Source organism: Streptomyces sp. NPDC004051 (assembly GCF_053604275.1).
Genome location: NZ_JBSGHG010000023.1, coordinates 34,932 through 58,123, shown reverse-complemented (window position 1 = coordinate 58,123; position 23,192 = coordinate 34,932). Strand labels below are relative to the sequence as shown.

Annotated in this window: 21 protein-coding genes and 2 pseudogenes; 14 read left to right on the top strand and 9 right to left on the bottom strand. The window is 69.9% G+C overall.

What is annotated here, in order from left to right; all coding sequences use genetic code 11:
* Nucleotides 1-142 precede the first annotated feature (142 nt).
* From ACWEQO_RS22745 to ACWEQO_RS22735, 3 genes are all read left to right on the top strand, one after another.
* Nucleotides 143-1,354 (top strand): pyridoxal phosphate-dependent aminotransferase, encoded by a 1,212-nt coding sequence (locus ACWEQO_RS22745; protein ID WP_361451553.1) that lies wholly within the window; start codon nt 143-145, stop codon nt 1,352-1,354.
* A 109-nt stretch (nt 1,355-1,463) separates the two neighbouring features.
* Nucleotides 1,464-1,886 carry an SCO4983 family protein gene (locus ACWEQO_RS22740; protein WP_361451550.1) on the top strand — a complete coding sequence of 141 codons (423 nt, stop codon included), beginning with the start codon at nt 1,464-1,466 and terminating at the stop codon, nt 1,884-1,886.
* Nucleotides 1,887-2,025: 139 nt separating this feature from the next.
* On the top strand, nt 2,026-2,511 hold the full coding sequence (locus ACWEQO_RS22735; protein WP_452984995.1) for a RidA family protein: 486 nt from the start codon (nt 2,026-2,028) through the stop codon (nt 2,509-2,511).
* Here the strand turns inward: ACWEQO_RS22735 and ACWEQO_RS22730 are convergent, their stop codons facing one another.
* The 6 genes from ACWEQO_RS22730 to ACWEQO_RS22705 form a co-directional block, all read right to left on the bottom strand.
* Nucleotides 2,512-3,378 carry a PhzF family phenazine biosynthesis protein gene (locus ACWEQO_RS22730; RefSeq protein WP_361451545.1) on the bottom strand — a complete coding sequence of 289 codons (867 nt, stop codon included), beginning with the start codon at nt 3,376-3,378 and terminating at the stop codon, nt 2,512-2,514. It lies immediately after the preceding gene.
* Between the two features lie 69 nt (nt 3,379-3,447).
* Nucleotides 3,448-4,251 (bottom strand): 2OG-Fe(II)-dependent halogenase WelO5 family protein, encoded by an 804-nt coding sequence (locus ACWEQO_RS22725; protein WP_452984994.1) that lies wholly within the window; start codon nt 4,249-4,251, stop codon nt 3,448-3,450.
* Nucleotides 4,252-4,322: 71 nt separating this feature from the next.
* Nucleotides 4,323-4,502, bottom strand: a complete 180-nt coding sequence (locus ACWEQO_RS22720; protein ID WP_361451539.1) for a hypothetical protein — start codon at nt 4,500-4,502, stop codon at nt 4,323-4,325.
* A 118-nt stretch (nt 4,503-4,620) separates the two neighbouring features.
* Nucleotides 4,621-7,605, bottom strand: coding sequence for an alpha/beta hydrolase (locus tag ACWEQO_RS22715; RefSeq protein ID WP_361451536.1), 2,985 nt, complete (start codon nt 7,603-7,605; stop codon nt 4,621-4,623).
* A gap of 467 nt (nt 7,606-8,072) precedes the next feature.
* Nucleotides 8,073-8,519 carry an ATP-binding protein gene (locus ACWEQO_RS22710; RefSeq protein ID WP_452984993.1) on the bottom strand — a complete coding sequence of 149 codons (447 nt, stop codon included), beginning with the start codon at nt 8,517-8,519 and terminating at the stop codon, nt 8,073-8,075.
* Nucleotides 8,519-8,728 (bottom strand): hypothetical protein, encoded by a 210-nt coding sequence (locus ACWEQO_RS22705; RefSeq protein ID WP_452984992.1) that lies wholly within the window; start codon nt 8,726-8,728, stop codon nt 8,519-8,521. Before ACWEQO_RS22705 ends, ACWEQO_RS22710 begins: the two co-directional genes overlap by 1 nt.
* Nucleotides 8,729-8,909: 181 nt before the next feature.
* On the opposite strand from ACWEQO_RS22705, the gene ACWEQO_RS22700 reads away from it, so the two are divergent.
* Together ACWEQO_RS22700 and ACWEQO_RS22695 are read left to right on the top strand one after the other, a co-directional pair.
* A complete protein-coding gene (locus ACWEQO_RS22700; protein ID WP_361451527.1) occupies nt 8,910-9,764 on the top strand; it encodes a helix-turn-helix domain-containing protein in 855 nt (284 codons plus the stop codon).
* Complete coding sequence (locus ACWEQO_RS22695; protein ID WP_361451524.1) at nt 9,745-10,020, top strand: DUF397 domain-containing protein; 276 nt, start codon at nt 9,745-9,747, stop codon at nt 10,018-10,020. The genes ACWEQO_RS22700 and ACWEQO_RS22695 overlap by 20 nt, the downstream gene beginning before the upstream one ends.
* 80 nt (nt 10,021-10,100) lie before the next feature.
* On the opposite strand, the gene ACWEQO_RS22690 is transcribed toward ACWEQO_RS22695, so the two are convergent.
* Nucleotides 10,101-10,442 carry a helix-turn-helix domain-containing protein gene (locus tag ACWEQO_RS22690; RefSeq protein WP_452984991.1) on the bottom strand — a complete coding sequence of 114 codons (342 nt, stop codon included), beginning with the start codon at nt 10,440-10,442 and terminating at the stop codon, nt 10,101-10,103.
* A 328-nt stretch (nt 10,443-10,770) separates the two neighbouring features.
* On the opposite strand from ACWEQO_RS22690, the gene ACWEQO_RS22685 reads away from it, so the two are divergent.
* The 4 genes from ACWEQO_RS22685 to ACWEQO_RS22670 all read left to right on the top strand — a co-directional run bounded on the left by ACWEQO_RS22685 (nt 10,771) and on the right by ACWEQO_RS22670 (nt 14,720).
* Nucleotides 10,771-11,553 carry an NUDIX hydrolase gene (locus ACWEQO_RS22685; protein WP_452984990.1) on the top strand — a complete coding sequence of 261 codons (783 nt, stop codon included), beginning with the start codon at nt 10,771-10,773 and terminating at the stop codon, nt 11,551-11,553.
* Nucleotides 11,554-11,923: 370 nt separating this feature from the next.
* Nucleotides 11,924-12,400, top strand: coding sequence for an SRPBCC family protein (locus ACWEQO_RS22680; RefSeq protein ID WP_361451515.1), 477 nt, complete (start codon nt 11,924-11,926; stop codon nt 12,398-12,400).
* Nucleotides 12,401-12,500: 100 nt separating this feature from the next.
* Entirely contained in the window at nt 12,501-13,079 is a 579-nt protein-coding gene (locus tag ACWEQO_RS22675; RefSeq protein ID WP_452984989.1) for a maltokinase N-terminal cap-like domain-containing protein, read from the top strand.
* 150 nt (nt 13,080-13,229) lie between these two features.
* Complete coding sequence (locus ACWEQO_RS22670; RefSeq protein ID WP_452984988.1) at nt 13,230-14,720, top strand: AAA family ATPase; 1,491 nt, start codon at nt 13,230-13,232, stop codon at nt 14,718-14,720.
* Between the two features lie 202 nt (nt 14,721-14,922).
* Here the strand turns inward: ACWEQO_RS22670 and ACWEQO_RS22665 are convergent, their stop codons facing one another.
* Nucleotides 14,923-16,743 (bottom strand): phosphoenolpyruvate carboxykinase (GTP), encoded by a 1,821-nt coding sequence (locus ACWEQO_RS22665; RefSeq protein ID WP_452984987.1) that lies wholly within the window; start codon nt 16,741-16,743, stop codon nt 14,923-14,925.
* A gap of 381 nt (nt 16,744-17,124) precedes the next feature.
* Here ACWEQO_RS22665 and trhA point away from each other — a divergent pair, with 381 nt between their 5' ends.
* From trhA to ACWEQO_RS22640, 5 genes and pseudogenes are all read left to right on the top strand, one after another.
* Complete coding sequence (trhA, locus tag ACWEQO_RS22660; protein WP_361451503.1) at nt 17,125-17,838, top strand: PAQR family membrane homeostasis protein TrhA; 714 nt, start codon at nt 17,125-17,127, stop codon at nt 17,836-17,838.
* 58 nt (nt 17,839-17,896) lie between these two features.
* Entirely contained in the window at nt 17,897-18,628 is a 732-nt protein-coding gene (locus ACWEQO_RS22655) for a Mut7-C RNAse domain-containing protein (RefSeq protein ID WP_452984986.1), read from the top strand.
* Nucleotides 18,629-18,767: 139 nt separating this feature from the next.
* Nucleotides 18,768-19,807 (top strand): annotated as a pseudogene (locus ACWEQO_RS22650) (DUF4158 domain-containing protein); the annotation flags it as partial.
* 3 nt (nt 19,808-19,810) lie between these two features.
* Nucleotides 19,811-20,377 (top strand): annotated as a pseudogene (locus tag ACWEQO_RS22645) (recombinase family protein); the annotation flags it as partial.
* Nucleotides 20,378-20,607: 230 nt separating this feature from the next.
* A complete protein-coding gene (locus tag ACWEQO_RS22640) occupies nt 20,608-22,419 on the top strand; it encodes an acyl-CoA dehydrogenase family protein (protein ID WP_452984985.1) in 1,812 nt (603 codons plus the stop codon).
* A 118-nt stretch (nt 22,420-22,537) separates the two neighbouring features.
* On the opposite strand, the gene ACWEQO_RS22635 is transcribed toward ACWEQO_RS22640, so the two are convergent.
* The gene (locus ACWEQO_RS22635; RefSeq protein WP_452984984.1) at nt 22,538-23,167 is read right to left on the bottom strand and encodes a hypothetical protein; all 630 of its coding nucleotides are present in this window, start codon (nt 23,165-23,167) and stop codon (nt 22,538-22,540) included.
* Nucleotides 23,168-23,192 lie beyond the last annotated feature (25 nt).

The following is a 23,192-nucleotide window of genomic DNA, read 5'->3' as shown; positions in this document are numbered from 1 at the left end:
TCCGAGGGGCCCCGGACGGGGCGCCGCACGGCCGGGAAGCGGGTGACCACGGGCCCCGCGCGGACGCGGCGACCCGAACCGTTGCGTCTCACGTGGCGGATGACACGACGCGCGGGGCATTACCGAGCCGTAAGCTCCCAGCATGCAGGTGATCCAGTCGACCAAGCTCGCCAACGTCTGTTACGAGATCCGGGGCCCGGTGCTCGAGGAGGCGATGCGGCTGGAAGCTGCCGGTCACCGCATCCTCAAGCTGAACACCGGCAACCCGGCCGCCTTCGGCTTCGAGTGCCCGCCCGAGATCCTCGAGGACGTCCTGCGCAACGTGTCGTCGGCGCACGGCTACGGCGACGCCAAGGGACTGCTGGCCGCGCGCCGGGCGGTCGTCATGCACAACCAGACCCTCGGCATCGAGACCGACGTCGAGCACGTCTTCATCGGCAACGGCGTCTCCGAGCTGATCGTGATGGCGATGCAGGCGCTGCTGGACGACGGCGACGAGGTGCTGGTCCCGGCACCGGACTACCCCCTGTGGACGGCCGCCGTCTCCCTCTCCGGCGGCACGGCGGTGCACTACCGCTGCGACGAGCAGTCCGACTGGATGCCGGACCTCGCCGACATCGAGAGCAAGGTCACCGACCGCACCAAGGCGATCGTGATCATCAACCCGAACAACCCGACCGGCGCGGTGTACGACGAGGCGATGGTCAAGGGCCTGACCGACATCGCCCGCCGCCACAACCTGCTGGTCTGCTCGGACGAGATCTACGACAAGATCCTCTACGACGACGCCGTCCACATCCCCACCGCCTCCGTCGCCCCCGACCTGCTCACCCTCACCTTCAACGGCATGTCGAAGGCGTACCGGGTGGCCGGCTACCGGGTGGGCTGGATGTCGATCTCCGGGCCCCGCGCGCACGCCGACTCCTACATCGAGGGCCTGACGATCCTGGCGAACATGCGCCTGTGCGCGAACATGCCGGGCCAGCACGGAGTGGTCGCCGCGCTCAGCGGACGCCAGACGATCAACGACCTGGTGCTGCCGGGCGGCCGACTGCGCGAGCAGCGGGACACGGCGTACGAACTGCTGACCCAGATCCCGGGCGTGACCTGCGTGAAGCCGAAGGGGGCCCTGTACCTCTTCCCGCGCCTCGACCCGAACGTCTTCAAGATCAGGGACGACCGGCAGATGGTCCTGGACCTGCTGCGCAGCGAGAAGATCATGGTCGTGCACGGCACCGGCTTCAACTGGGCGGAGCCCGATCACTTCCGGGTGGTGACCCTGCCGTCGGTCGACGACCTGCGGGACGCCATGGGCCGGATCGCCCGCTTCCTGGACGGTTACGGCCAGCTCTGACGGGCCCGCCTTCACCCTGCGTGTCTAACCTGTCCGATCTTGTGAGCGACTCAACTTTAGACGAATTCCAAGCTAGGATGGTTTCCTGTCAGCACCCAGGAGGCCATCCATGTACGAGCCGATCCGCAGCAAGTCGGTCCACCGCACGATGGCCGGCACCTCCGACGACTTCCCCCGCCGCTCCCGCGAGGAAGAGCTGGACATCCAGCTCGCGGGCCATCTCGCCGCGCTGCTCGCCGTCACCGACGAGCTGCGCGTCGCGGCGCCCTCGGCCGATCTGGACACCGCGGCCGAGCGGCTCGCCGAGCAGGTGACCCGCCTGCGGGGAGGACGCAGGCCGGCCCGCGCGTCGGCGACCACGAGGGGCCGCCAGGCGAACGTCACGGCCCTGCACCGACAGGCGCACGCCCGCGCGGGCCGCGCCCTGGTCGTCGCCGCGTCCCGCGCCGACACGGGGGCCGCGATCCTGGCCGCCGAACGGATGGACGCGCACACCGCGGCCCTCGAGCCGCGCGGCCTCGCGCCCCGCTGAGCCCCACCGGGCTCCCCCATACGGCCCCGGTCCGCGTGCACCCGCAGCGACGCGCGGACCGGGCGCCACGCACCACGGCCCTCGCCCCGGCCTGCCGAACAACAACACGTCCCACGCTCCGGGTCGGTAGGGTTTCCCCGTGCTGCACTCCGACTCCGAAGAGACGCTCTCTCCCAGGGCGAGGCTCGCCTCGCTAGGCCTGGTTCTTCCAGCGGTGAGTCCCCCCAAGGGGGAGTACGTTCCGGCGGTCCTGAGCGGGCATCTGGTGTTCGTGGCGGGTCAAGTGCCCATGACCGACGGCGAACTGACGACGACCGGCCGGCTGGGCGACGAAGTATCGATCGAGCGAGGCCGGGAGTTGAGCCGTCAGTGCGCCCTGGCCGCACTGACGGCGGTCGATTCGGTGGTGGGCCTGGACCGGGTGACCCGCGTCCTGAAAGTGACCGGATATGTGGCCTCGGCGCGGGGATTCCTCGATCAGGAGAAAGTGGTGGAGGGAGCCGACGAACTCTTCTTCGAGGTGTTCGGTGCCGCGGGCGGGCACGCACGGAGCGTCGTCGGCGTCGCAGACCTTCCCCTGGGATCGCCGGTGGAGATCGAGACCCTGTTCGAGGTCGACCGGTGATCAGCGCGTGGGCGTCGACGCGACCGGATGCTCGATCGCGACCGCCGTTCCCGTGATGGCGATGCCCGCGTCCGGATCTTCCGGGACGGTGACGGTGATGGTGCTGGGGCGCCCCATGTCCTCTCCCTGCCGGACGGTGATCCGGGCGGGCAGCGGAACGAGGTGCGCCTCTCTCAGGTATCCGCCGAACGCGGCGGCGGCGGCACCCGTCGCCGGGTCTTCGAACACGCCCCCGGTCGGGAAGGGATTGCGCGCGTGGAAGACCGTCGGGGATTCCCTCCAGACCAGGTTCACGGTCACCCATCCGTGCTGGTTCATGAGTGCGGCCAGCTCGCGCATGTCGTAGTCGAGGGCGGCCAGGCGGGCACGGTCCGCGGCGGCCAGCACCGGGTGCCAGGCGCCCGCGTAGGCGGCCCTGGGCGGCAGCGTCCGGTCGAGGTCCTCCGCCTTCCAGCCCAGCACCCGCAGCAGCGCGGCGACCTGGCTGTCCGACAGGGGCTCCGTGCGGGGCGGCACGCTCGTCAGGGTCGCGGTGACACGGCCCGCGTCATCCCTGTCGGTGCGCACGGGGACGACGCCGGCCCGCGTGTGCAGGATCAGCTCTCCCACCCCGTGCACATCGGCGTGGGCGACCGCGGTGGTGATGGTGGCGTGGCCGCAGAAAGGGACCTCGACGGCCGGACTGAAGTAGCGGACGGTCATATGGCCGTCGTCACCGGGGACGACGAAGGCTGTTTCCGAGTAGCCCACATCCTGTGCGATTTTCGCCATATCGGCGTCGCTCGCGCCAGTGGCATCGAGCACCACTCCTGCCGGATTACCGCCGAGTGGGTCCGTCGTGAACGCCGCATAGCGCAGAACTTCCATGTCACTTTCTTTCACATCGGGCTTCCCGGCCTACACCGGGAAGCAGAACCTGCACACCTGAGAACGCTTTCATCCCCACGCGAGCAGATTTCCATCGGCGGTGAGCCCGATCGAGAAACCCAACGCTATGCGTCGGTCACCGACACTCGGCCGCACCGCGTGATAATTTCGCGAGTCGAACAGAAGCCCTTCACCGACCGTCGGTTTGAGTTCGATGAATTCCGCGTCCTGTACGACGTCGTCCGTGTATCCGTAGGATCCGGGAGGACGAAACGACTCGTCCCGCGGGTGCCAGCGCCGACGCCAGATGACGGTCTCCCCGCCGGTCTCGGGGACGCTCAGGTAGAGGTTGAAGGCGAGTTGCGCCACCAGCGGCGAACCGAGCAGGTCTTCCGCGAACTCCCGTTCGGCGTCGTCATAGTGCACACGGAAGCCCTGGGGAGCCTCCCGCACCACTCCGGCCCCCATCTCCCGGCCCTTGTGCCGGCCGACGCCCACCGCGCCCGGCCAGTCCGCCCCGACGGCCTGCCGCGCATTCGCCAGCGGATCGAAGGGAAGGCCCAGGCCACGCCAGCCCTCGCGGGCGGCGTTCAGGGCGGGCCAGTAGCTGTCCGCGACGCGGCCGTCGCTGCGGTGGTCGCTCACTCCGACGCCGAACCGCATCACGGCCGGCTGGACCCGCTGCCTTCCGTAGCTTTCGAAAGCGGCGGACTGCAGTGCCCCGACGACCTGCCTGCAGTCCGCCTCGGACCGGAGGCCGGGAACGCGCACGGCAGTCCAGCGCCCGGCCGCCAGGCCGGCGATGTGCTCGCGGCTGAACTCCGTCGCGGTGACTGTGCGGAAGAACGGGTCGTGCACGCGTACAGAGCTCACGAGCGGCCCCCCTGCTCACACGGCGGATGACGTCGCCTGCCGGCCGGGTCCACCGGCCCATCGGACCACCGTCACATGAGTGCGGCCGAGCTGAAAGTCAGCTTTGCGTCACGTTCCAGCGCACGGTGATCCTCTTCGATGGATTCCAGCACGATGCGGTGCGCTGTCTCCATCTGCTCCGGGTCGGATTCCCGCTCGGCATCCCACGGGATTAAGTTACGGTCCTGGCGATCGAAGCGGGGCGATTTCATGCGGCTTGCTCCTTTGCGAGATGTGGTTACGCGGCGTACCTGCGGGCTCACTCAGAGAGTGATGGAACGAGATGGTATGCGCAAGTCCCCGATCAGGTACGTCCTTCGAGGATGTCGATCATTCACCGGGCTTCCCCGAAGGGAAATGGAGCAGATCCTCGATCGCGTCGAGAAGCCTCTGGGTACGGAGGGTTTCAGGGTGTTCCCGACCTAGAACTCGCTTTCGATCCACGAGCAGCTGCTCGGTCTGCGTGTGAGCGGCGGTGAAGCGCCCCTGCCCGATCAGGACCTGGCACTGGGTGAAGCGCAGCGTCATGGCCAGGGCCGAGTCCGTCGCATGCGTGGTGTCCGACAGGGCCTGCCGGATCAACTCCCCGGCCTCGTCGGTGCGTTTGGTCACCATCAGACAGCGTGCGAGGGTCTGGCGGATGCGCAGGGTCTCCATGGTCGAGGGGAACCATTTGCCGAGGCTGATCTGCAGGATGTCCCGCAGCTCCTTCTCCGCCTCCACCGTTCGTCCGAGCGCGAACACGGCCCTGGCCAGGCTGTGGCGGACCGTGACGGTGTCGGAGTGGTCCGGCCCGTGCACGACCAGCTCGGCCTGCACGATGGACCTCAAGAGGGGTTCGGCCTCACGGAAGCGCCCCTGTTCGAAGATGCTGCGTGCGTGCTTGTGGCGGCTGGCCAGCGTCTGGGGGTCCTTGGCGCCCAGAAGCCCTTCGCGGACGGCCGCGACCTGATGCAGCTCGCTCTCCGCCCGCGCGTAGTCCCCGCTTTCCAGCGCGATGCGTCCCTGCTCGTGGCGCACCCCGAGGATCTCGCGGCTGTCCCGCGGGAAGCCTGCGGCCACGCAGTTGTCCAGGACGGTGGTGGCGAGCTCCTGCGCCGGTCTCAGCAGCCCCACGGAGATCAGGTACCGGATGGTCAGCCGGGCGAGCTCGAGCGCTCCGCGCAGGACCGGGCTGCTGTCCATACGGCTGCCGCCGGTCAGACAGGCGCGGACCACTTCCATCGTGTGCGGGGCCATCCCGCTCCAGATGTCCCAGCTCACCGGATCGTCCGGCGGTGACTGCCGGATGACCTCCAGGAGGAGATCGACGATGAGGCCGTAGTACTCCGCACGGTGCTGCTGCACCTCGGTGTCCCCGCGCAGCAGCGCATGGACGACGGGGTGCAGGGTGAGCGCCGGCCGGCCGCCCTCCGCCTCGGGCCGGCTGATTCGCTCGACCAGTCCCAGATCGTCCAGTCCCTTGAGCACGGCGTTGCGCCGAACCCGCGTGAAGTCGGGCAGCAGGAGCGACTCGGTGATGGCACGGCTCTCCAGCAGCGGCCGGTAGGGGATGGGAGCGATGCCGAGACAGGCGAACATGCGCAGCAGGGGGCCGGCCTGGGGCATGCCCTGTGACGAGAGCAGGTCCAACGCGATGCCGCACACCTCGGTCATCGCCGAGAGGCCGAGCATCTCGTCCAGACCGCTCGCCGTGGTCCCGGGGGGCGAGGCGCTTCTGGCCTCGAACGCGGTCCGGTAACCGGTGAAGTCGTGGATCGCGGGATCGTCGAGGGAGAGCGCGGGGTCGTGGACGGAGCTGAGATAGGAGGCGGCGCCGTGCAGGGCCAGGGGCAGCCCTCCCAGCGCCGCCGACAGGTTCCGGGCCTCTTCCCTCGTTCCCCCGTCCGGGACGGCCTCGAGCAGCAGGTCCGCGCCGTCGTCCTGGTCGAGAAGGGGCACGTGATGGACCCGGCAGGGCGGCAGCCAGGAAGCCGCCGCACGGTCGCGGGTGGTGACGACGACGATCCCGTCGGCCTGCATCGGCTGGCGCACCCAGCCGGTTCCGTCGGCGACCTGGCCGGTCTCCGGTGCCAGCCGGTGGGGGGTGTCGGCGTTGTCGATGACCAGCATCCAGGGTTCGGGGCTGGCCTCGAGGTAACGCCACACGAGGTCCATGGGGCTGCCGTCGCCCCGGAATGCCTGCTCGATCTCACCGCTGGGCGTCCCGAGCTGGTTGGCCACCTCACGCATGCAGACGTTGATCCGCGGCACGGTGACCCACCACACCCGCCGCCCGTGCTCGGCCCGGTACGCCGCTTCCAGGGCGATACGGCTCTTGCCCGATCCGCCGAGGCCGGCGAGCACGTGGATCCGGTGGTCGCCCGGTGCGGGCGTTTCCAGGATGCGGGCGATGATGCTGCGCGGTTCCCGTCCGTAGAGGCGCTTCCTCCGTCGCCCGTACGGGGGGTCCAGCGACACATCGCTCTGCTGTTTCTCAGGCCTCGGTCTGCTCACCCCGCCCTCCGGTCCACCGGGCAGCTCGGGCGAGGCGGGCCGTCCGGCCGGAGCCTCCCCGTCACCGGCGTCGCCGGACGATTCCCCGCCCTCGGCGAGGAGGCGGCTCAGGACGTCGGCGACCACTCGGTAGGGGGCCGCGTCGTGGTGTTCGGGCTGAATGATCTGGAAGTGGTCTCCGGGCACCGTTGCGCCGTCCGGGAAGACGCCCCTGGCCTCACGTGCCGGCACCACGTTGTCCTCGGTGCCGCCGTAGGCCTGGATGGGGATGCGCCGCTGGCTCCCGTCGTCCCGCTCGGCCTGCACCACCGAGCGGAGGACCGCCCGCTGTGTCTCCAGGACCTCCCGCCGGTAGGGCCGCAACTGTCTTTCCTGGGGATTGCGCAGGAAGAACAGCATGCGGCGCAGGGGAAGCAGGAAACCGGAGCCGTTGTTAGGGCAGCCGAACATGACGATCTCGGCGATGCGCGCCAGGGTGTGGCCGCGGGCTTCGTGCAGCGTCCGCACCAGGTAACGCTGCACGATGAGGCCGCCTTGGCTGTGGGTGACCAGCACCACGCGCCCGGTGCGAGGGATCTGCACGCTCAGGAAGACACCGAGGGAGTCGGCGATGTCGTCGTATTGCGCCAGGGCGCGGTCCGGACGGAAGCGCGCCTTCTTGCTGCTGTAGGAAAAGCTGTGCGCCACCACCCCACGCAGCTCGTCGTCCGCCGCAAGGAGTTTCCGGAACTGGTCCCAGGTGGACTCCGAAGAGAACAATCCATGCACGAAGACCACATGGAGGGTCTCCGTGGCCCGCTCATCGGCAGGTGCCGCCATCAGAAGTTCTCCCGCCCGCTCGGTTCCCCGTGCCGGACGGATGTCCCGTGCGTGAGGCGGGCCACGGTTGTTCGAGTGGCGCGAGGTCCGTTCCCACCCCGGGCGACGGATGTCATCACTTCCCTGTCGGCACGGGGCAGCAGTCCGGCGCTGTCCCCCGTCACCTCACCGCGTCCGGCATGCGATACGCACACGAAGGTGACACCGCGCAAGGTTACCCAGAGCAGCTACGGCACATTCCGGCCTGCGCACCCCTTGGACTATTTTCGGCCTAGATCATTCTTTGCTGTCGGAGCGGGACGGATTCCGAAACCGTTCGACTCCCCCTTGTCCGTACATCCGTTCCTCGAGCGGGGAAATCAGTATGCGGGGAGGGAAGACGAGGCCTTTGTGTCGAACCCGGCCCTGCTCGACACCGCACACCGCACACCGCACCCACGCAGCCTGAGCCATCGGGCAGGCGGCCTTCAACAAGGTGGGGTGTGCGAGCGTACGGACCCGTCGAACTGCCACCCGCCCGGCCCGCCCGGGTGTCCACCACGCTCGCCCCCTGACTGCCGCGCCGCCAGCTCGCACCACACGGTCTTGCTGCCGGGCCCCCGCGTCACGCCCCGCCGCAGCGCCAGCGCGTCGAGCAGGGCGAGCCCCCGGCCGGACTCGTCGTCGACGGTGACCGCCTCGCGCAGCACTGGCAGGGCACCCGGGTCGGGGTCGGTGACCTCCAGTCGCGTACGGCCGTCGTCACAGGACACCCGGACGGTGACGGGGAGGCCCTCGCCGAGGTGCCGGATCACATTGGTGACGAGTTCGCTCGCGCAGAGCTGGACGTCGACACCGTAGTCGCGCAGGGCGCGGCGCACGCCGGACACGGCCGCCGGGGTGGCGAGCAGTTCCAGTGTCAGGGGTGGTCGCATCACGAGACCCCCTTGCGGAGGGCGGCGGTCAGGGCGCGGGCGGTGGGGAGATTGCAGTTGCCGAGCGCGATCAGCGGCCGGGTGGGGTAGCGGGCGGCGAAGGTCGGGATGTCGATGCCGAGGGACGGGAGCGTGATGCCGTGCGCGGCGAGGGCGTCCCGCAACTCCTCGACGCAGGCGTCGGCCGAGACGGGGTGGTGGTCGTGCATGAGGGAGTTCACACCTTCCAGTGCTGTGTGTGACGAACCACTCACACTCTGCCGCCGACCTCCGTAGCGTGACAGGGGTTCGGGCTCCCGGCCCTGAACTGCACGTATGCCCGGCAGGAGTCGGCGCGGGCCGGGGAACGCCGGGCAGCGGGCGGTAACGGCACACCGAGGACGGTGAACGATGGGGCAGCGCAAGGACATCGACGGCTCGACGGGCGTCCCGACCTTCTACGGCAGCGAGTTGCGGTGGAAGCGGGAGGAGGCGGGGCTGACGCTCCAGCAGCTGGTCGAGGGCAGCTTCTACGGCCCCAGCCACCTCAGCGAGATCGAACGGGGCACGCGCCGCATGCCGGCGGAACTCGCCGACCACGTCGACAAGGTCCTCGGCACGGACGGCTTCTTCCGACGCCGCTGCGAGGACGTGCGCAGGGCGAAACGGCGTGGGCACGCGAGTTACTTCGAGCGGGTGCTGGAAGCGGAGAAACATGCGGAGACCATTGAGGAGTGGTGTCCGACCCTGATTCCGGGCCTGTTGCAGACGGACGCGTACGCGCGAGCCGTGGTGCGAGCGACGCATCCACTGGCACCGGACGAGGAGGTGGAGGAGAAGGCCACCGCCCGGCTGGCGCGCGCTCGTCTCTTCGAGGAGAACCACAAGACCCCGGTGTACTGGGCAATCCTGTCCGAGTCCGTGCTGCGCCAGCCGATCCTCCCGCCGGAGCAGGCGGCCGAACAGTTGGAGCACATCGCGGCACTGGCCCGACGGCACCGGATCGTTCCCCAGATTCTTCCGTGGAACTGCGAGGCACATCCTTTCATGCTGGGCACAGCAAAGATCATGTCTTTCCCTGACGCCCCGCCCCTGATCTACACGGAGGCGTTGCACAGCGGGGACACCATTGACGATCCGGCCCTCGTGAAGGAGTACCGCAGGTCGTACGATCTGCTCAGGGCCGCCGCACTGCCTCCGAAGGCGTCCCTCGCCCTGATTGACCAAGCGGCTGAGGATGACCGAAATGGCAAACCACGGAACTGACTTGAGCACGGCTGTCTGGCGCAAGAGCAGCTACAGCAACGGCAGCGGCGGCGACTGCGTAGAGGTCGCCGAGGCCTTCCCCGGCGCCGCCCGCTGGCGCAAGAGCACGTACAGCAACGGTGACGGCGGAGACTGCCTCGAAGTGTGCGACGCCCACACCGGCGTCGTTCCCGTCCGCGACTCCAAGGTCCCCCACGGCCCGGTCCTCACCGTCACGGCCCCGGCCTGGACGTCGTTCGTCACGTCCCTCAAATAGCCCGGCGTCAGTGCTGGTTCATCGGAAAGACGGCCGCAGGATCGCGCCGGTCAGGCCGGTGAGCTGCCCCCGGCGGCCCCTCAGGCTGCGTCGGTGTCGTGAGCGGTGAAGGTCACGCGGGTGTCGTCGTTGTCCAGGGTGATGTTCAACGTCGCATCCAGGGCCTTTGCCAGCTTGGCGAGAAGCGGCAACGTGGGGACGGTGTCGGAACCCTCGATCCGGGAGATCTCGGCCTGGGTGAGACCGGTGCGGTCGGCCAGTTCGGTCCGGGTGAGCCCGAGTTCGGCGCGCCGGTCGTACACGGCCTTCGCCAGGGCCATGGACAGGCGGATCTCGCACCGCGCCTCGGTCACGTCCTCCGGCTCGGTGAGGCCCTCCGCGAGCTTCCGTTCGCGCAGGCTCTTCCAGCGGCTGTGACTCATCGCTCCACCTCTCCCTCGTCGACGGTACGAATGAACTCCTCGTGGGCCGGTTCGTGTTCCGCCTCGCAGACCTTCTGCGTAGTTTCGCGCGCCTGGCCTCGGCGTCCTCCCGCATTCTCGTCCTGTGGAAGACGGTCAGCAGGACCGCGGTGCGGTTCGGGGTGAGCCAGTACGTAAGGCGTATGGCAGCGCCGTCAAGCGTCGGGCGCAGCTCCCGGCCTCTGTCGCCTTCCGGAAGGCCGATGAGTTCCTCTGGGGCGTTCAGGACGGCTCGAGCCCGGCGGTTTCCCTTCCACGGTGTACCGGACGGGCCCGGTACGGTCCCGACATGGACCTCTTTGTCGCTGACCGGTTGCGGCTGGTCGAAGCCCTGACACCTCAGCTGTCGCCGGAGGACCGTCGGGCCATGGACGATGCCTGGGACGCGGCGGTCCAGGTCAACCCTGCCCTGTTCGACGGACCGGTGGCCGGGTGTACGGGCCTGGAACACGACGCACGTGACGGCCTCGTCCTGACCTGGGTGCGGGCGACGTACCGGTTCTACGTCCTGCGCAGGGTGCCCGGCGTGTCCGTACGTCTGCCGGCCCTGTTCGTGGCCGTCGCGCAGCCTGCGGACGACGGGCGCCTGCTGGTGGGGCGGATGGCGTCCTGGACGACCGCGCCCGGCCGCTGGCAGCTGCCGGGCGGCTCGGTCGAGCCCCCACCGGACGGTGAGCCCCTCGACCTGGCCGCCCTCCGCCGTCACGCGGCCCGGGAGCTGGCCGAGGAGACCGGTGTCGACACCCCTGCCGACGACCTCACCCCCTGGCAGGTCACCCGGGGCGCCAACGGCAGCGTCGGCGTCCTGTTCCAGGCCCCGCCCCGGCCGTCGGCATGGCTGTACTACCGCTACGCAGCCCTCACCGAAACCGAGCGTGCCCTCGGTCACACCCCGGAACTCGACCGGCTCGCCCTCGTCCGCTCCCAGGCCGACCTGACCGGCCTCGGCGGCCCGCGGGTGGCCTACCTGGAGCCGGTCCTCCGCCGCCACGGTCCACTCCGGCTCACCGGCCCGACGACCGGGCCCGCCACAGGTCGCGGAGCACCGCGATCTCGGCCATGTGATGGATGAACTCGAGGTTGGCCCCCATCAGCACGGCGATGAAGGGGTCGGCCTCTGCCGTGGCAGGCGAAGTGGACTTCGGTGGTCACGTCTTCCCGGGCTCGGCCGAGAGTGGAGTCGATCCGCACCAGCCGTCCGATGGCCACTGCCGTCACCTGGTCGGACGAGCGCACCACTCGGTGCCGACCGGAGGGGCAGCGCCGGTCAGGGCTGTGATCGTGCCTGGTGGACCGGTCGTGCTCGATGCCGTGCGGGTGCCGGGCCCGGCCGCTGTCGCGGGTGCCGGAGATGTGCGGCGCGGTTAGCGTCGAGGAGGCGTTCCACGCCTGGCAGCGTGGTCATGGGTGCCGGTTCGACGGAAAGAAGGAGCGTGGTCGGTGTGGCCCGGAATCGCCGGTTGATCCTGAGCTCGCCGTCCAGGGTCTGGGACCTGCTGTCCGACGGCCGGCGCTACGGGGAGTGGGTCTCGGGGACGCAGCAGGTCACCGCCGCGGACCCGCACTGGCCGGACGTGGGCGCCCGCCTGCAGGTCCGGGTCGGGCTCGGCCCGCTGGCCCTCGACGACGTCTGTGTCGTACGCATCTGCGAGCCGCGACGCCGTCTGGAGCTGGAGGCGAAGGCGGATCCCTTCGGCGCGGCCCGCATCGCCATGAACCTGATCCCCTGGGGCGAGAGCACCCTTTTCCTTCTCGACTGGCATCCCCTGCGGGGCCCCGGCACCCGGATGCACGGGCTCCCCGTGGACTACCTCGTCTCGATCCGCAACGGCATGATGCTGACGAAGCTGGCCCGGATCGCGGTGCGCGAGCATCACGGCAGCGCCGGTGGCGCTCTGCAGAGCACCCGGAGCGGATGAGGTTCCGGATCGCTGCCGCTCGGGGAGCGTGCCCTTTCCTATAGGTTCGATCACAACCCGTCGGAGGACGGGCCCCGGACCTACGCCTGAGGAAGCTCGCATGGCCTTGATCCACCGCACCACCATGACGCCCACCAAACTGGAACTGCTCACCGAGTGGCTGCCGAAGCAGAGTTGGTACGTGGGCGACGCGGGAACGCCGGAACTGGTCAAGGCCGGTGGGTTCCGCCTGGACGATCCGGAGGGCGCGGTCGGGATCGAGTTCATGGTCGTGGTGGACGCCGCCGGGCGGGAGCCGGTGGCGTATCTGGTACCGATGAGCTACCGCGGTACGGCACTGGAGGGCGCCCCGGGCAAGGCGCTGATCGGCACCGCGGAGCACGGGGTGCTCGGCACCCGTTGGGTCTACGACGGCCTCCACGACCCGGTGGTGACGGCGCAGCTGCGTGCACTCCTGCGCGGCGAGGCGGTGCCGCAGCACCAGAGCGAGAACCACACCCCCGACCCGACCGTCACCGTGCACGGCACCGCCCCTGACGACGGGTTCGACGTTCACGTCAACCGCGTCCTGCGGCCGACGGAGGCCGGGCAGAGGCCGTCCGGACACCTCGTCGCCGGGTGGACCTGGCCGAACGGAACGGCTGCGCGGGGTGTGCTCGCCGCTGTGGAGCCGCGGTAAGGGGGACACACGGGCCAGCGTGAGCGTGCGGGCGGTGGCCTTCGTGTGCCTGCGGGAGTGACCGGGGCCGGTTCGTCTCGTTGTGAGAGGTGTACTTCTAAGAGGTATGCCTCTAAGAGGGGTGCGCCTCCGAGATCAGGGAGGTGCCCGATGGCCCGGTCCCCCGCACGCAGTCTGCCGAGACCGCCGGACATGTTCGACCGGGAGTGGGAGTGGAGCGAGCTGACCGCCTTCGCGACCGGTGAGGGCGCGGGGCCGCGGCTCGGCGTGGTGTCGGGCCGTCGCCGTCAAGGGAAGAGCTTCCTGTTGCAGGCGCTGGCCGACGCCACCGGGGGCTTCTACTACGCCGCGGTCGAGGCGTCGGCCGCCGAGTCCCTGCACCTGCTGGGCGAAGCGGTCGCGCGCTTCACCGGGACCGCCGTCCCCCCTCGGCCGGCGAACTGGGGCGAGGCGCTGGAGATGCTCTTCGGGCTGGCGAAGGAGCGGCCGCTGCCGGTGGTGATCGACGAGTTCCCGTACCTGGTGCGGAACGCCCCCGCCCTCCCGTCCCAGTTGCAGGCCGCCCTCGGCGTACGTTCCGAGCGCCACCGCACGGAGCGTCCCCGGATCCTGCTGTGCGGCAGCGCGATGTCGTTCATGGGCGGGCTGCTCTCCGGCGCCTCCCCGCTCTACGGCCGTGCGGGTCTCGACCTCGTGGTGCATTCGCTCGGTTTCCGGGAGGCCGCCGAGTTCTGGGGCATCGACGATCCCCGGCTGGCGGTCCTCGTCCACGCGATCGTCGGCGGGACCCCCGCGTACCGGCGGGAGTTCGTCGACGACGACGTACCGGACGGTCCCGACGACTTCGACGCCTGGGTCTGCCGGACCGTGCTCAACCCGGCCCGCCCGATCCACGGCGAGGCGCCGTACCTGCTCGCCGCCGAGCCGGACCTGCGCGACCGGTCGCTGTACCACTCGGTCCTGGCCGCGGTGGCGGGCGGCAACCGCACCAGTGGCGGCATCGCGAGCGCGGTGGGCCGCAAGGCCACGGACATCTCGCTGCCCCTGACCGTGCTGCGGAACTGCGGTCTGCTGACCGCCGAGCCCGACGCCTTCCGCGGCAACCGCACCACGTACCACGTCGCGGAGCCGCTGATCAGCTTTCACCATGCGGTCGTACGCCCCGAGACGGCTCTTCTCAGCCGCCGGCGAGGGGCCGCCAAGGTCTGGGAGCACAGCCGGTCCACGTTCCTCAGCAAGGTCGTGGGCCCGCACTTCGAGCGGCTGTGCCGCGAGTGGGTCGAGTGGCACGCGGACCCCGGGACGTTCGGGGGCATGCCGATCCAGGTCGCCTCGGGAACCGTCGCCGACCCGGTGAACCGCACCGGCCTCGAGGCCGACGTCGTGGTGCACGGCGCGATCGGCCAGGACCAGGGCATCCTGCTGTCCGTGGGCGAGGCGAAATGGCAGCAGGTCATGCACCTCGGGCACCTCCAGCGCCTGCGCCGCATCCTGGAGTTGCTCGCCGCGCGGGGCGTGGACACCCGCCACGCCAGACCCGCCTGCTACAGCGGTGCGGGCTTCGCCCCCGAACTGAGGGAGGCTGCCGACCGGGGCGAGGTGGTGCTCGTGGACCTGGAGCGGCTGTACCGGGGGGTGTAGCAGGGCGGTGGTGGACGGGGCCTGACATGGGCGAAGGCCTGTCGTCGCCCTGGTCCGCCGGGGCGGGCGGGAGGGTGACGACAGGCCCGGGACTCCGCACGCCGTTGTGCGGGGCCTCGCCGGTCTGTCCCGCGGCCGGTCGTGACGATCGCTGGTCAGGGCATCCCATCCCAACCGGCCGCGGAGTCTGTGTGCCGGGCGCTCAGCCCAGGCGCTGTACCAGGGCGCGGTACTGGTCCCACAGCTCGGTGGGCGTGTGGTCGCCGAAGGTGTTGAAGTGCTCGGGGACGAGCGCGGCCTCCTCGCGCCACACCTCCTTGTCGACGCTGAGCAGGAACTCCAGGTCGGCGTCGGCCAGTTCGAGGCCGTCCGTGTCGAGGGCCGCCTTGGTCGGCAGGATGCCGATCGGGGTCTCGACGCCGTCCGCCCTGCCCTCCAGGCGCTCCACGATCCACTTCAGGACGCGGGAGTTCTCGCCGAAGCCGGGCCAGACGAACCTGCCCTCGTCGTTCTTGCGGAACCAGTTGACGTAGTAGATCTTCGGCAGTTTGGACTGGTCCTTGTCCTTGGCGACGTCGACCCAGTGGCCCATGTAGTCGCCCATGTTGTAGCCGCAGAACGGCAGCATGGCGAACGGGTCGCGGCGCAGCTCGCCGACCTTGCCCTCGGCGGCGGCGGTCTTCTCGGAGGCCACGTTGGCGCCGAGGAAGACGCCGTGGTTCCAGTCGAAGGACTCGGTGACCAGCGGTACGGCGGTGGCGCGGCGGCCGCCGAAGAGGATCGCGGAGATCGGCACGCCCTTGGGGTCCTCCCACTCGGGCGCGATGATCGGGCACTGCGCGGCGGGGGTGGTGAAGCGGGCGTTGGGGTGGGCGGCGGGCGTGCCGGACTCGGGGGTCCAGTCGTTGCCCTTCCAGTCGGTGAGGTGGGCCGGGGTCTCCTCGGTCATGCCCTCCCACCACACGTCGCCGTCGTCGGTGAGGGCGACGTTGGTGAAGACGGAGTTGCCCCACAGGGTCTTCATCGCGTTGGCGTTGGTGTGCTCGCCGGTGCCGGGCGCGACGCCGAAGAAGCCGGCCTCGGGGTTGATGGCGTAGAGACGGCCGTCCTCGCCGAACCGCATCCAGGCGATGTCGTCGCCGATCGTCTCGACGGTCCAGCCGGAGATCGTGGGCTCCAGCATGGCGAGGTTGGTCTTGCCGCAGGCGGAGGGGAAGGCGGCGGCGACGTACTTCGACTCGCCCTGCGGCGGGGTGAGCTTGAGGATCAGCATGTGCTCGGCGAGCCAGCCCTCGTCGCGGGCCATGACGGAGGCGATGCGCAGGGCGTAGCACTTCTTGCCGAGCAGGGCGTTGCCGCCGTAGCCGGAGCCGTAGGACCAGATCTCGCGGTCCTCGGGGAAGTGCGAGATGTACTTGGTCTGGTTGCAGGGCCAGGGGACGTCCTGCTGGCCGGGCTCCAGGGGGGCGCCGACCGAGTGCACGGCCTTGACGAAGAAGCCGTCGGAGCCCAGCTCCTCCAGGACCGGCTGCCCCATCCGGGTCATGGTGCGCATGGAGACGGCGACGTACGCGGAGTCGGTGATCTCGACGCCGATCGCGGACAGCGGCGAGCCGAGGGGGCCCATGCAGAAGGGCACGACGTACATCGTGCGGCCCTTCATGGAGCCGCGGAAGACGCCCTTCTCACCGGTGAAGATCTCCCGCATCTCGGCGGGGGCCTTCCAGTGGTTGGTGGGGCCGGCGTCCTCCTCCTTCTCGGAGCAGATGAAGGTGCGGTCCTCGACGCGGGCGACGTCGCTGGGGTCGGAGGCGGCGTAGTAGGAGTTGGGGCGCTTGATCGGGTCGAGCTTGCGGAACGTGCCCTTGGCGACGAGCTCCTCGCTCAGCCGCTCGTACTCGGCCTCGGAACCGTCGCACCAGACCACGCGGTCCGGCTGGGTCAGCTCGGCGATCTCGTTGACCCAGGAAATCAGTCCCTGGTGGTCGGTGGGGACGGGGGGAGCCGCGATGTCGCGCGCCACGATTGCTCCTAAGTGAGGGTTTTCGGTTGAGAGGCCCCGTGGGGGCTGCGGCCCGGATGCTTCACGGTGGGTGTTCGGCGCTCATCCGGTGCCGACCGCACTCATTTGATCCTCTGATGCGAGTGCCCATCTGTCCAGAGGGATGCACAGGTGAGCGGAGTGACGCTGACCACGCTTTCCGGGGGGCCGGCGCGCGCACGCTGGGCCCCTTTACGTTCACGTTGCGTACGCATGACGTACGGCGGGCCGCCCCTTTGCGGGTTCTTTGCGGTCTCTTTGCGCGGCCGGTCACTCCCGTGCGGCGTGAGAGGATGACCACCACGTCACGGCCAAGCGGGCGCACCACTCCGCTACTTACGGTTCCGTAGGTACGATGCGGTCATGACAGCGTTCGCCTCCGACGCCCCCGCGGACCCGCAGGCCGAAGGCCGCGGTCCGGTAGAGACCTTCCTCCCGCACCCGGTCAAACCCAAACTGCGCGGCTGGCTGCACCTGGGCATGTTCCCCGCCGTCCTGGTCGCCGGCCTGGTGCTCGTCGCCCTCGCCGACTCGACCCGGGGCCGGATCGCCTGCGCGGTCTTCGCGCTGACGGCCTGCCTGCTGTTCGGCGTGAGCGCCCTGTACCACCGCGGCGACTGGAGCCCCCGCATGGACGGGGTGCTGCGCCGCCTCGACCACGCCAACATCTTCCTGATCATCGCCGGCACCTACACCCCGCTCACCCTGCTGCTCCTGCCGGAGGCCAAGGGCCAGTGGCTGTTGTGGGGCATCTGGGCGGCCGCCCTCGCCGGGATCGCCTTCCGGGTGTTCTGGGTGGGCGCCCCGCGCTGGCTCTACACCCCGTGCTACATCGCGATGGGCTGGGTCGCCGTCTTCTACCTCCCCGACTTCATGCGCACCGGCGGCATCGCCGTCCTGGTCCTGGTGATCGTGGGCGGGGTGCTCTACAGCGCGGGCGGAGTGGTCTACGGCATCCAGAAGCCCAACCCGTCACCGCGCTGGTTCGGCTTCCACGAGGTCTTCCACTCCTTCACCCTGGCCGCCTTCATCGCCCACTACGTGGGCATCTCCCTCGTGGCCTACCAGCACGGATGAGCCGGGAACACCCGGAAAAAGCCGGGGCCGCGCACCGCGCTCATGACATCCTGAACGGGTGAACGGTCCCGAGATCCGCGTCGAGTTCGCCCCCGAACTGCTCGTCTTCGTGCCCCGGGCACGGTCCACCGGCGCCACGGCGGCCGCCATCGACGGCGTCTCCACCCTCGGTCACCTCGTCGAGTCGCTCGGCGTCCCGCTGACCGAGGTCGGCACGCTGCTCGTGGACGGCCGCGAGGTGCCCGTCTCGCACACCCCGGCCGCCGGCGAGTCGGTGACCGTCCGCCCCGTCGCACTCCCCCAGCGGGTGCCCGGCGCCCCGCTGCGCTTCCTGCTCGACGTGCACCTCGGCACGCTGGCCCGCCGGCTGCGGCTGCTGGGCGTGGACACGGCGTACGAGTCGACGGACATCGGCGACCCGGCGCTGGCCGCCCGCTCCGCGGCCGAACAGCGGGTGATGCTCAGCCGCGACCGCGGCCTGCTGCGCCGCCGGGAACTGTGGGCCGGCGCGTTCGTCTACAGCACCGGGCCCGAGGAGCAACTCCCCTACGTACTGGACCGCTTCCAGCCCGAACTGCGCCCCTGGACCCGCTGCACCGCCTGCAACGGCCTGCTGGGCCCCGCCACCAAGGACGAGGTCGCCGACCAGCTGAAGAGCGGCACGCACCGCTCGTACGACGTGTTCGCCCGGTGCGCCGACTGCGGCCGCGCCTACTGGCGGGGCGCCCACCACGACCAGCTGGAGGCGATCGTGGAACGCGCGCTGAGCCGGAGCGCTCAGGGGCGCTGAGTACGGTTTCGGGGAACACCGGTACAGCCGTTAGCGCCAAGCCGTTGATCTTGAGCGGCTACCACAGATGATCCGCTGTGCGCGGCTGTTTCAGGGAAAGGTTTCCGGCGGTGTGTGGGACGTCTGTACCGTCCGCCGGGTGCCGGTGGAATTCTTAACTGATGAGCAGGCTGAGGCGTACGGGAAGTTCGCCGAGGAGCCGACGGGACCGGAGCCGGAGCGCTTCTTCTTCCTCGACGACGAGGACCGCAAGCTGATCGCGAAGCGCCGTGGTGACCACAGCCGTCTCGGCTTCGCCGTGCAGATGTGCACGGTCCGGTACATCGGGCTGTTCCTGGAGGACCCTCTCGCGGTGCCGTGCCGGTGATCGAGCACGTGGGTGAGCAGCTGGGCACCGAGGACGTCTCGTGCATCAAGCGGTACACCGAGCGGCAGACGACCGCGCACGAGCACGCGTGGGAGATCCGGGACGCCTACGGCTACCACCCGTACGAAGACCCTGAGTGGGGGCGGAAGTTCCGCTCGTTCCTGCACGGCCGGGCGTGGACGCACGCCGAGGGGCCGGTGGCGCTGTTCAACCAGGCGGCGGGCCGGCTGCGCCGGAACCGGATGCTGCTGCCGGGCGTCTCGGTGCCGGCCCGGCAGGTCTTCGAGGTCCGCCAGATCGCCGAGAAGCAACTGCACGCCACCGTCGCCGGAGCCGCGGCCCGCGCGGACCGGGAGCTGCCCGAGCAGCTGGTGGCGACGCTGGTCACGCCGGAGGGCAAGCGGTTCTCGGAGCTGGAGCGGCTGCGCCGGCCGCCGACGCGGACGACGGGCACGGCGTTCGCCCGCGCGCTGGAGCGGGCGGAAGAGATCGGCGCGTTCGGCCTGGGCCGGGTGAAGCTGAACGAGATCCCGCCGAACCGGCCGGCGGCGCTGGCCCGCTACGGGCTGGGCAGCAAGGCGGCCGGACCGGAGCGGGCCAGTGAGCCGAAGCGCACGGCGATGCTGACCGCGGTGATGCGGCACCTGGAGGCCAAGGCGATCGACGAGGCCCTGGACCTGTTCCAGGTCCTGATGGCGACGCGGTTGATCAGCACGGCGAAGCGGGCCACGGACAAGGAACGGCTTTCCACGCTGCCGCAGCTGGAGAAGGCGCTCGCCCTGGCCCACCGGTGCAAGGAAGCCGCCCCCGAGACACCGGTGATCTTCACGGTGCACGAGCTGAAGCGCCTGGCCAGGAACGCGGCCGAACCGATGACGCTGTCCGCCGAGCTCCAGGCCGGCGGCATCCAGCTCGAACCCCTCACCGGACTGCTCACCGGGATCTACGGCCCCAACGGCATGGGCGCCACATTCTTCGCCGTCCTCACCGTCACCGGGCAGATCGAGCGCAACCACATCCGGGAAAAGACCCTGGAAGACCAGGTCACCGCCGCGTTCAAGGGCAACCACGGCGGACGGCCGAAGGCCATCGACGACGACATGCTCACCCTCGCCGTCGCCCTCGAGGACAAGGGCGCCCCCGTCCCCGAGATCGCCAAGAAGCTCACCGTCAAGACCGGCAAGAACGCCGGCAAGTCCCCCTCGGTCGCCTCTCTGTACCGAGCCTTCGCGGAAGCCGAAGCCGCCGCGGCGGACGACGGCCTGCCGCTACGGCCCAAGCCCGTCCGCATCCGCCGGCCCGAGGACCCGCTCACCGCCGAGGAGATCGACCTGCGCGACCGACTCCAGTCCCAGCCCCACCCGAACACCGAGATGCGGTAGGGCCTTCCCTGCCTAGCTCGGGGCTCACCTCGGTCACCCGCGAGGAGCGAGAGCCGACCATGATCAACGGCTTGGCGCCAACGGCTGTACCGATGTCCCCCAAGGCCGGGTTCACAGCCTCTCGTCCGCTTTGGCAGTTATGTTCAACGGGCAACTACCGCTTTTCGGCCTGTCTCAATCGTGTTGATCACCATGCTGTGGCGCCTGCGCATCTGGGCTACGTTTCCGGAGTGATCGATTCCCCCCTCTCCAGCAAGTCAAGTCCCCTGCCTGCGCTTCAGGTTGCCCTCTTCGGCGCGCAGGCTGAGCAGCTCCACGAGCCGTGGCGCGAGCTGTTCAGCTCCGCCCCCTTCTCCTTCCGGGAAGGACTCACGCACCGAGAGCGCACCGAGCTGGCCTACCGGCGACTCCGTCTGGTCAACAAGGCCGTTCCCGACGCTCAAGCCCTGGTCGCCGACGCCGCTTCCCTGACCGCCCTGCACGAATGGGCGGGGATCGCCGATGCCGGCATGGCGACGATCGCCAGCATCCACTACAACCTGTTCCTCGGCAGTCTCCTCGATCACGACCACGCGGAAAGGGACTTGACGCCCTACTTCCGGATGGAGCGCCTGGGGACCTTCCTGTGCACCGAGCAGGCGCACGGCAACGATGCCGCGCAGATGGAGACCACCGCCACGTTCGACCGGGCGACGGGCGGCTTCGTGCTCGACACCCCGTCCGACGGGGCCCGCAAGTTCATGCCCAACACCAGCTCCGTGGGCGGCGCGAAGGACGCACTCGTCGCGGCCCGGCTGATCATTGACGGGGAGGACAAGGGTGTGTTCCTGTTCCTGACCCCGCTCAGCGACCCCGATGGGCGGCACCTGCCGGGTGTGGAAGTACGGGACCTGCCGGAGACCGGAAGCGCCCCCGTGGACCACTGCGTCACGGCGTTCCGCACCGTCCCCCTGCCGTTCTCCGCCCTGCTCCAGGGGGAGCACGGGCGGCTCCGTCCGGACGGAGAGTTCGTCAGTTCCCTGGGCAACAGTCGCAAGCGGTTCCTGCGCTCCATCGGCCGCGTGACCATGGGCAAGCTTTGCATGAGCGCCTACAGCCTGGGGGTCACGAGGCACGCCGTCGGCATCGCCGTGCGGCATGCCCACAACCGGCACACGTCGGGGATGACCAAGGGGCAGCGGGTGCCCCTGATGTCGTACCGGAGCCACCACACTCCGCTCCTGGACGCCCTTGCCACGACGTACGCGGCCACGCTGCTGCACCGGTCCGTCGTCCGGCAGTGGAGCCGGTCCACGGAGGCCGACCGGGAGGACTGCGAACGGCTGATAGCCGTCGCCAAGGGATGGATCACCTGGCGGGCCCGGGACGTCATGACGGAGTGTCGCGAGAGGTGCGGTGCCCAAGGGCTCGCCCTGGCCAACGGCATAGCGGGCCAGTTGGCCGCCAACGAGGGCACGATCACCGCCGAGGGGGACAACCTCGTCATCTGGACCAAGGCGGCGGGGGAGATGCTCCTGGGGGGCCTCACCCCGAAACCGGCCAGTGAGACACCGCCCGAGGACCGCTCACTGCGCGAACCGCAGCACCTCCAGGACCTCCTGGCGGACGTGGAGCGAATATGGCACGAGCGGGCGCGCACGCGGCTGCGCACCAGGCGGGCACGCTCCTCCCCCCTGGAGCGCTGGAACGCGACGGTCACACCCGCCCTGAAGCTCGTCGACGCGCACGCTCATCGCCTGGCTTCCGAAGCCCTGCTGAGTGCGTCCGCCCAGGCCACCTCGGCGCACGCCCGGCAGCTGCTCACGGACCTGCACGGCCTCTTCGCCCTTCGAGGGGTGGCCGCCCACAGCGGCGACCTGCTGGCGCAGGGGCGTCTCACCGCGGACCAGGTCCTGGATCTGCCCGGCGTGATCGAGAGCGTCATCGCGGACCTCGAACCCCACGCGGGGGAGATGGCCGAGGCGTTTTCCGCGCCCCAGGGGCTCTTGGACGGCCATCCCATCCTGCGCGCCGACGGCTCGGACAGTGCCACGCCGGCCTAGTCACGACTCCTCCGTGCTCCGGGACCACCACGTCCCGCGGCGGAAAGGACCCGGCGGCGGGCCCGCGCAGGAACGCTGCGCGGGCCCGCCGCCGGTGCGGGTCCTTCGGGCACCGGGCTCAGAAGTACAGCGCGCGGTGGGAGGTATGGGCGAACCTGTCACCGGCGCTCAGAGTGGACACGACGCGCCCGCAGAAGTCCTGATACTCGGCTTCCTGCGCCGCATCCAGCGTGATGGCCAGTACCGGCCCGGACGGCACTCCGCGCCCAATGGCCCTGAGCAGGCCGGGCGGTGTCTTGAGCTCCATCACATCCAGGACGCGACCGAAGTTGCCGACGAGACACCGCATCCTCGTCTCCTCCGCCAGCTCGTCGAGCGCCTCGGTGAGCGGGCCGGTTTCCCGCTCCGCGCGAACGAGCATGGTGTGACAGGCCCGCAGGGTGTGCAGATACTCCGCCGGGACGTCCACGGAGTACAGGCACGTCAGCTGCCGGCCTCGCGAGTCGTGCAGGGCGTAGCCTTTCCGGCCCACCTGCCCTCGGGCCGCCGGAACCAAGTCCTGCCACTGGAGCAGCGGCGGAAACCGCTGCTGGATCTCGCCCCACTTGTCATATGCCGTGCGGATCAACAGGTCCTGGCCACCACTCAGATCATTTCGGTAGAAGTGATACAGGCTGTGCAACAAAGGCTGCTCGATCCCGATGAACATGCCGAGGAACACCGGATCGTCCGGGACCAGGAACCGCATCGAGATCCTCCCTCCTGGCGTTGGT

Bases quoted from the DNA above. Each gene is read 5' to 3' on its own strand.
- ACWEQO_RS22715 (WP_361451536.1), bottom strand. From the start codon at position 7,605: ATGGCGGCACCTGCCGATGAGCGGGCCACGGAGACCCTCCATGTGGTC.
- ACWEQO_RS22675 (WP_452984989.1), top strand. From the start codon at position 12,501: ATGGCCTTGATCCACCGCACCACCATGACGCCCACCAAACTGGAACTG.
- ACWEQO_RS22710 (WP_452984993.1), bottom strand. From the start codon at position 8,519: ATGCGACCACCCCTGACACTGGAACTGCTCGCCACCCCGGCGGCCGTG.
- ACWEQO_RS22695 (WP_361451524.1), top strand. From the start codon at position 9,745: ATGGCAAACCACGGAACTGACTTGAGCACGGCTGTCTGGCGCAAGAGC.
- ACWEQO_RS22670 (WP_452984988.1), top strand. From the start codon at position 13,230: ATGGCCCGGTCCCCCGCACGCAGTCTGCCGAGACCGCCGGACATGTTC.
- ACWEQO_RS22745 (WP_361451553.1), top strand. From the start codon at position 143: ATGCAGGTGATCCAGTCGACCAAGCTCGCCAACGTCTGTTACGAGATC.
- ACWEQO_RS22685 (WP_452984990.1), top strand. From the start codon at position 10,771: ATGGACCTCTTTGTCGCTGACCGGTTGCGGCTGGTCGAAGCCCTGACA.
- ACWEQO_RS22730 (WP_361451545.1), bottom strand. From the start codon at position 3,378: ATGGAAGTTCTGCGCTATGCGGCGTTCACGACGGACCCACTCGGCGGT.
- ACWEQO_RS22690 (WP_452984991.1), bottom strand. From the start codon at position 10,442: ATGAGTCACAGCCGCTGGAAGAGCCTGCGCGAACGGAAGCTCGCGGAG.
- ACWEQO_RS22700 (WP_361451527.1), top strand. From the start codon at position 8,910: ATGGGGCAGCGCAAGGACATCGACGGCTCGACGGGCGTCCCGACCTTC.
- ACWEQO_RS22635 (WP_452984984.1), bottom strand. From the start codon at position 23,167: ATGCGGTTCCTGGTCCCGGACGATCCGGTGTTCCTCGGCATGTTCATC.
- trhA (WP_361451503.1), top strand. From the start codon at position 17,125: ATGACAGCGTTCGCCTCCGACGCCCCCGCGGACCCGCAGGCCGAAGGC.
- ACWEQO_RS22740 (WP_361451550.1), top strand. From the start codon at position 1,464: ATGTACGAGCCGATCCGCAGCAAGTCGGTCCACCGCACGATGGCCGGC.
- ACWEQO_RS22720 (WP_361451539.1), bottom strand. From the start codon at position 4,502: ATGAAATCGCCCCGCTTCGATCGCCAGGACCGTAACTTAATCCCGTGG.
- ACWEQO_RS22705 (WP_452984992.1), bottom strand. From the start codon at position 8,728: ATGCACGACCACCACCCCGTCTCGGCCGACGCCTGCGTCGAGGAGTTG.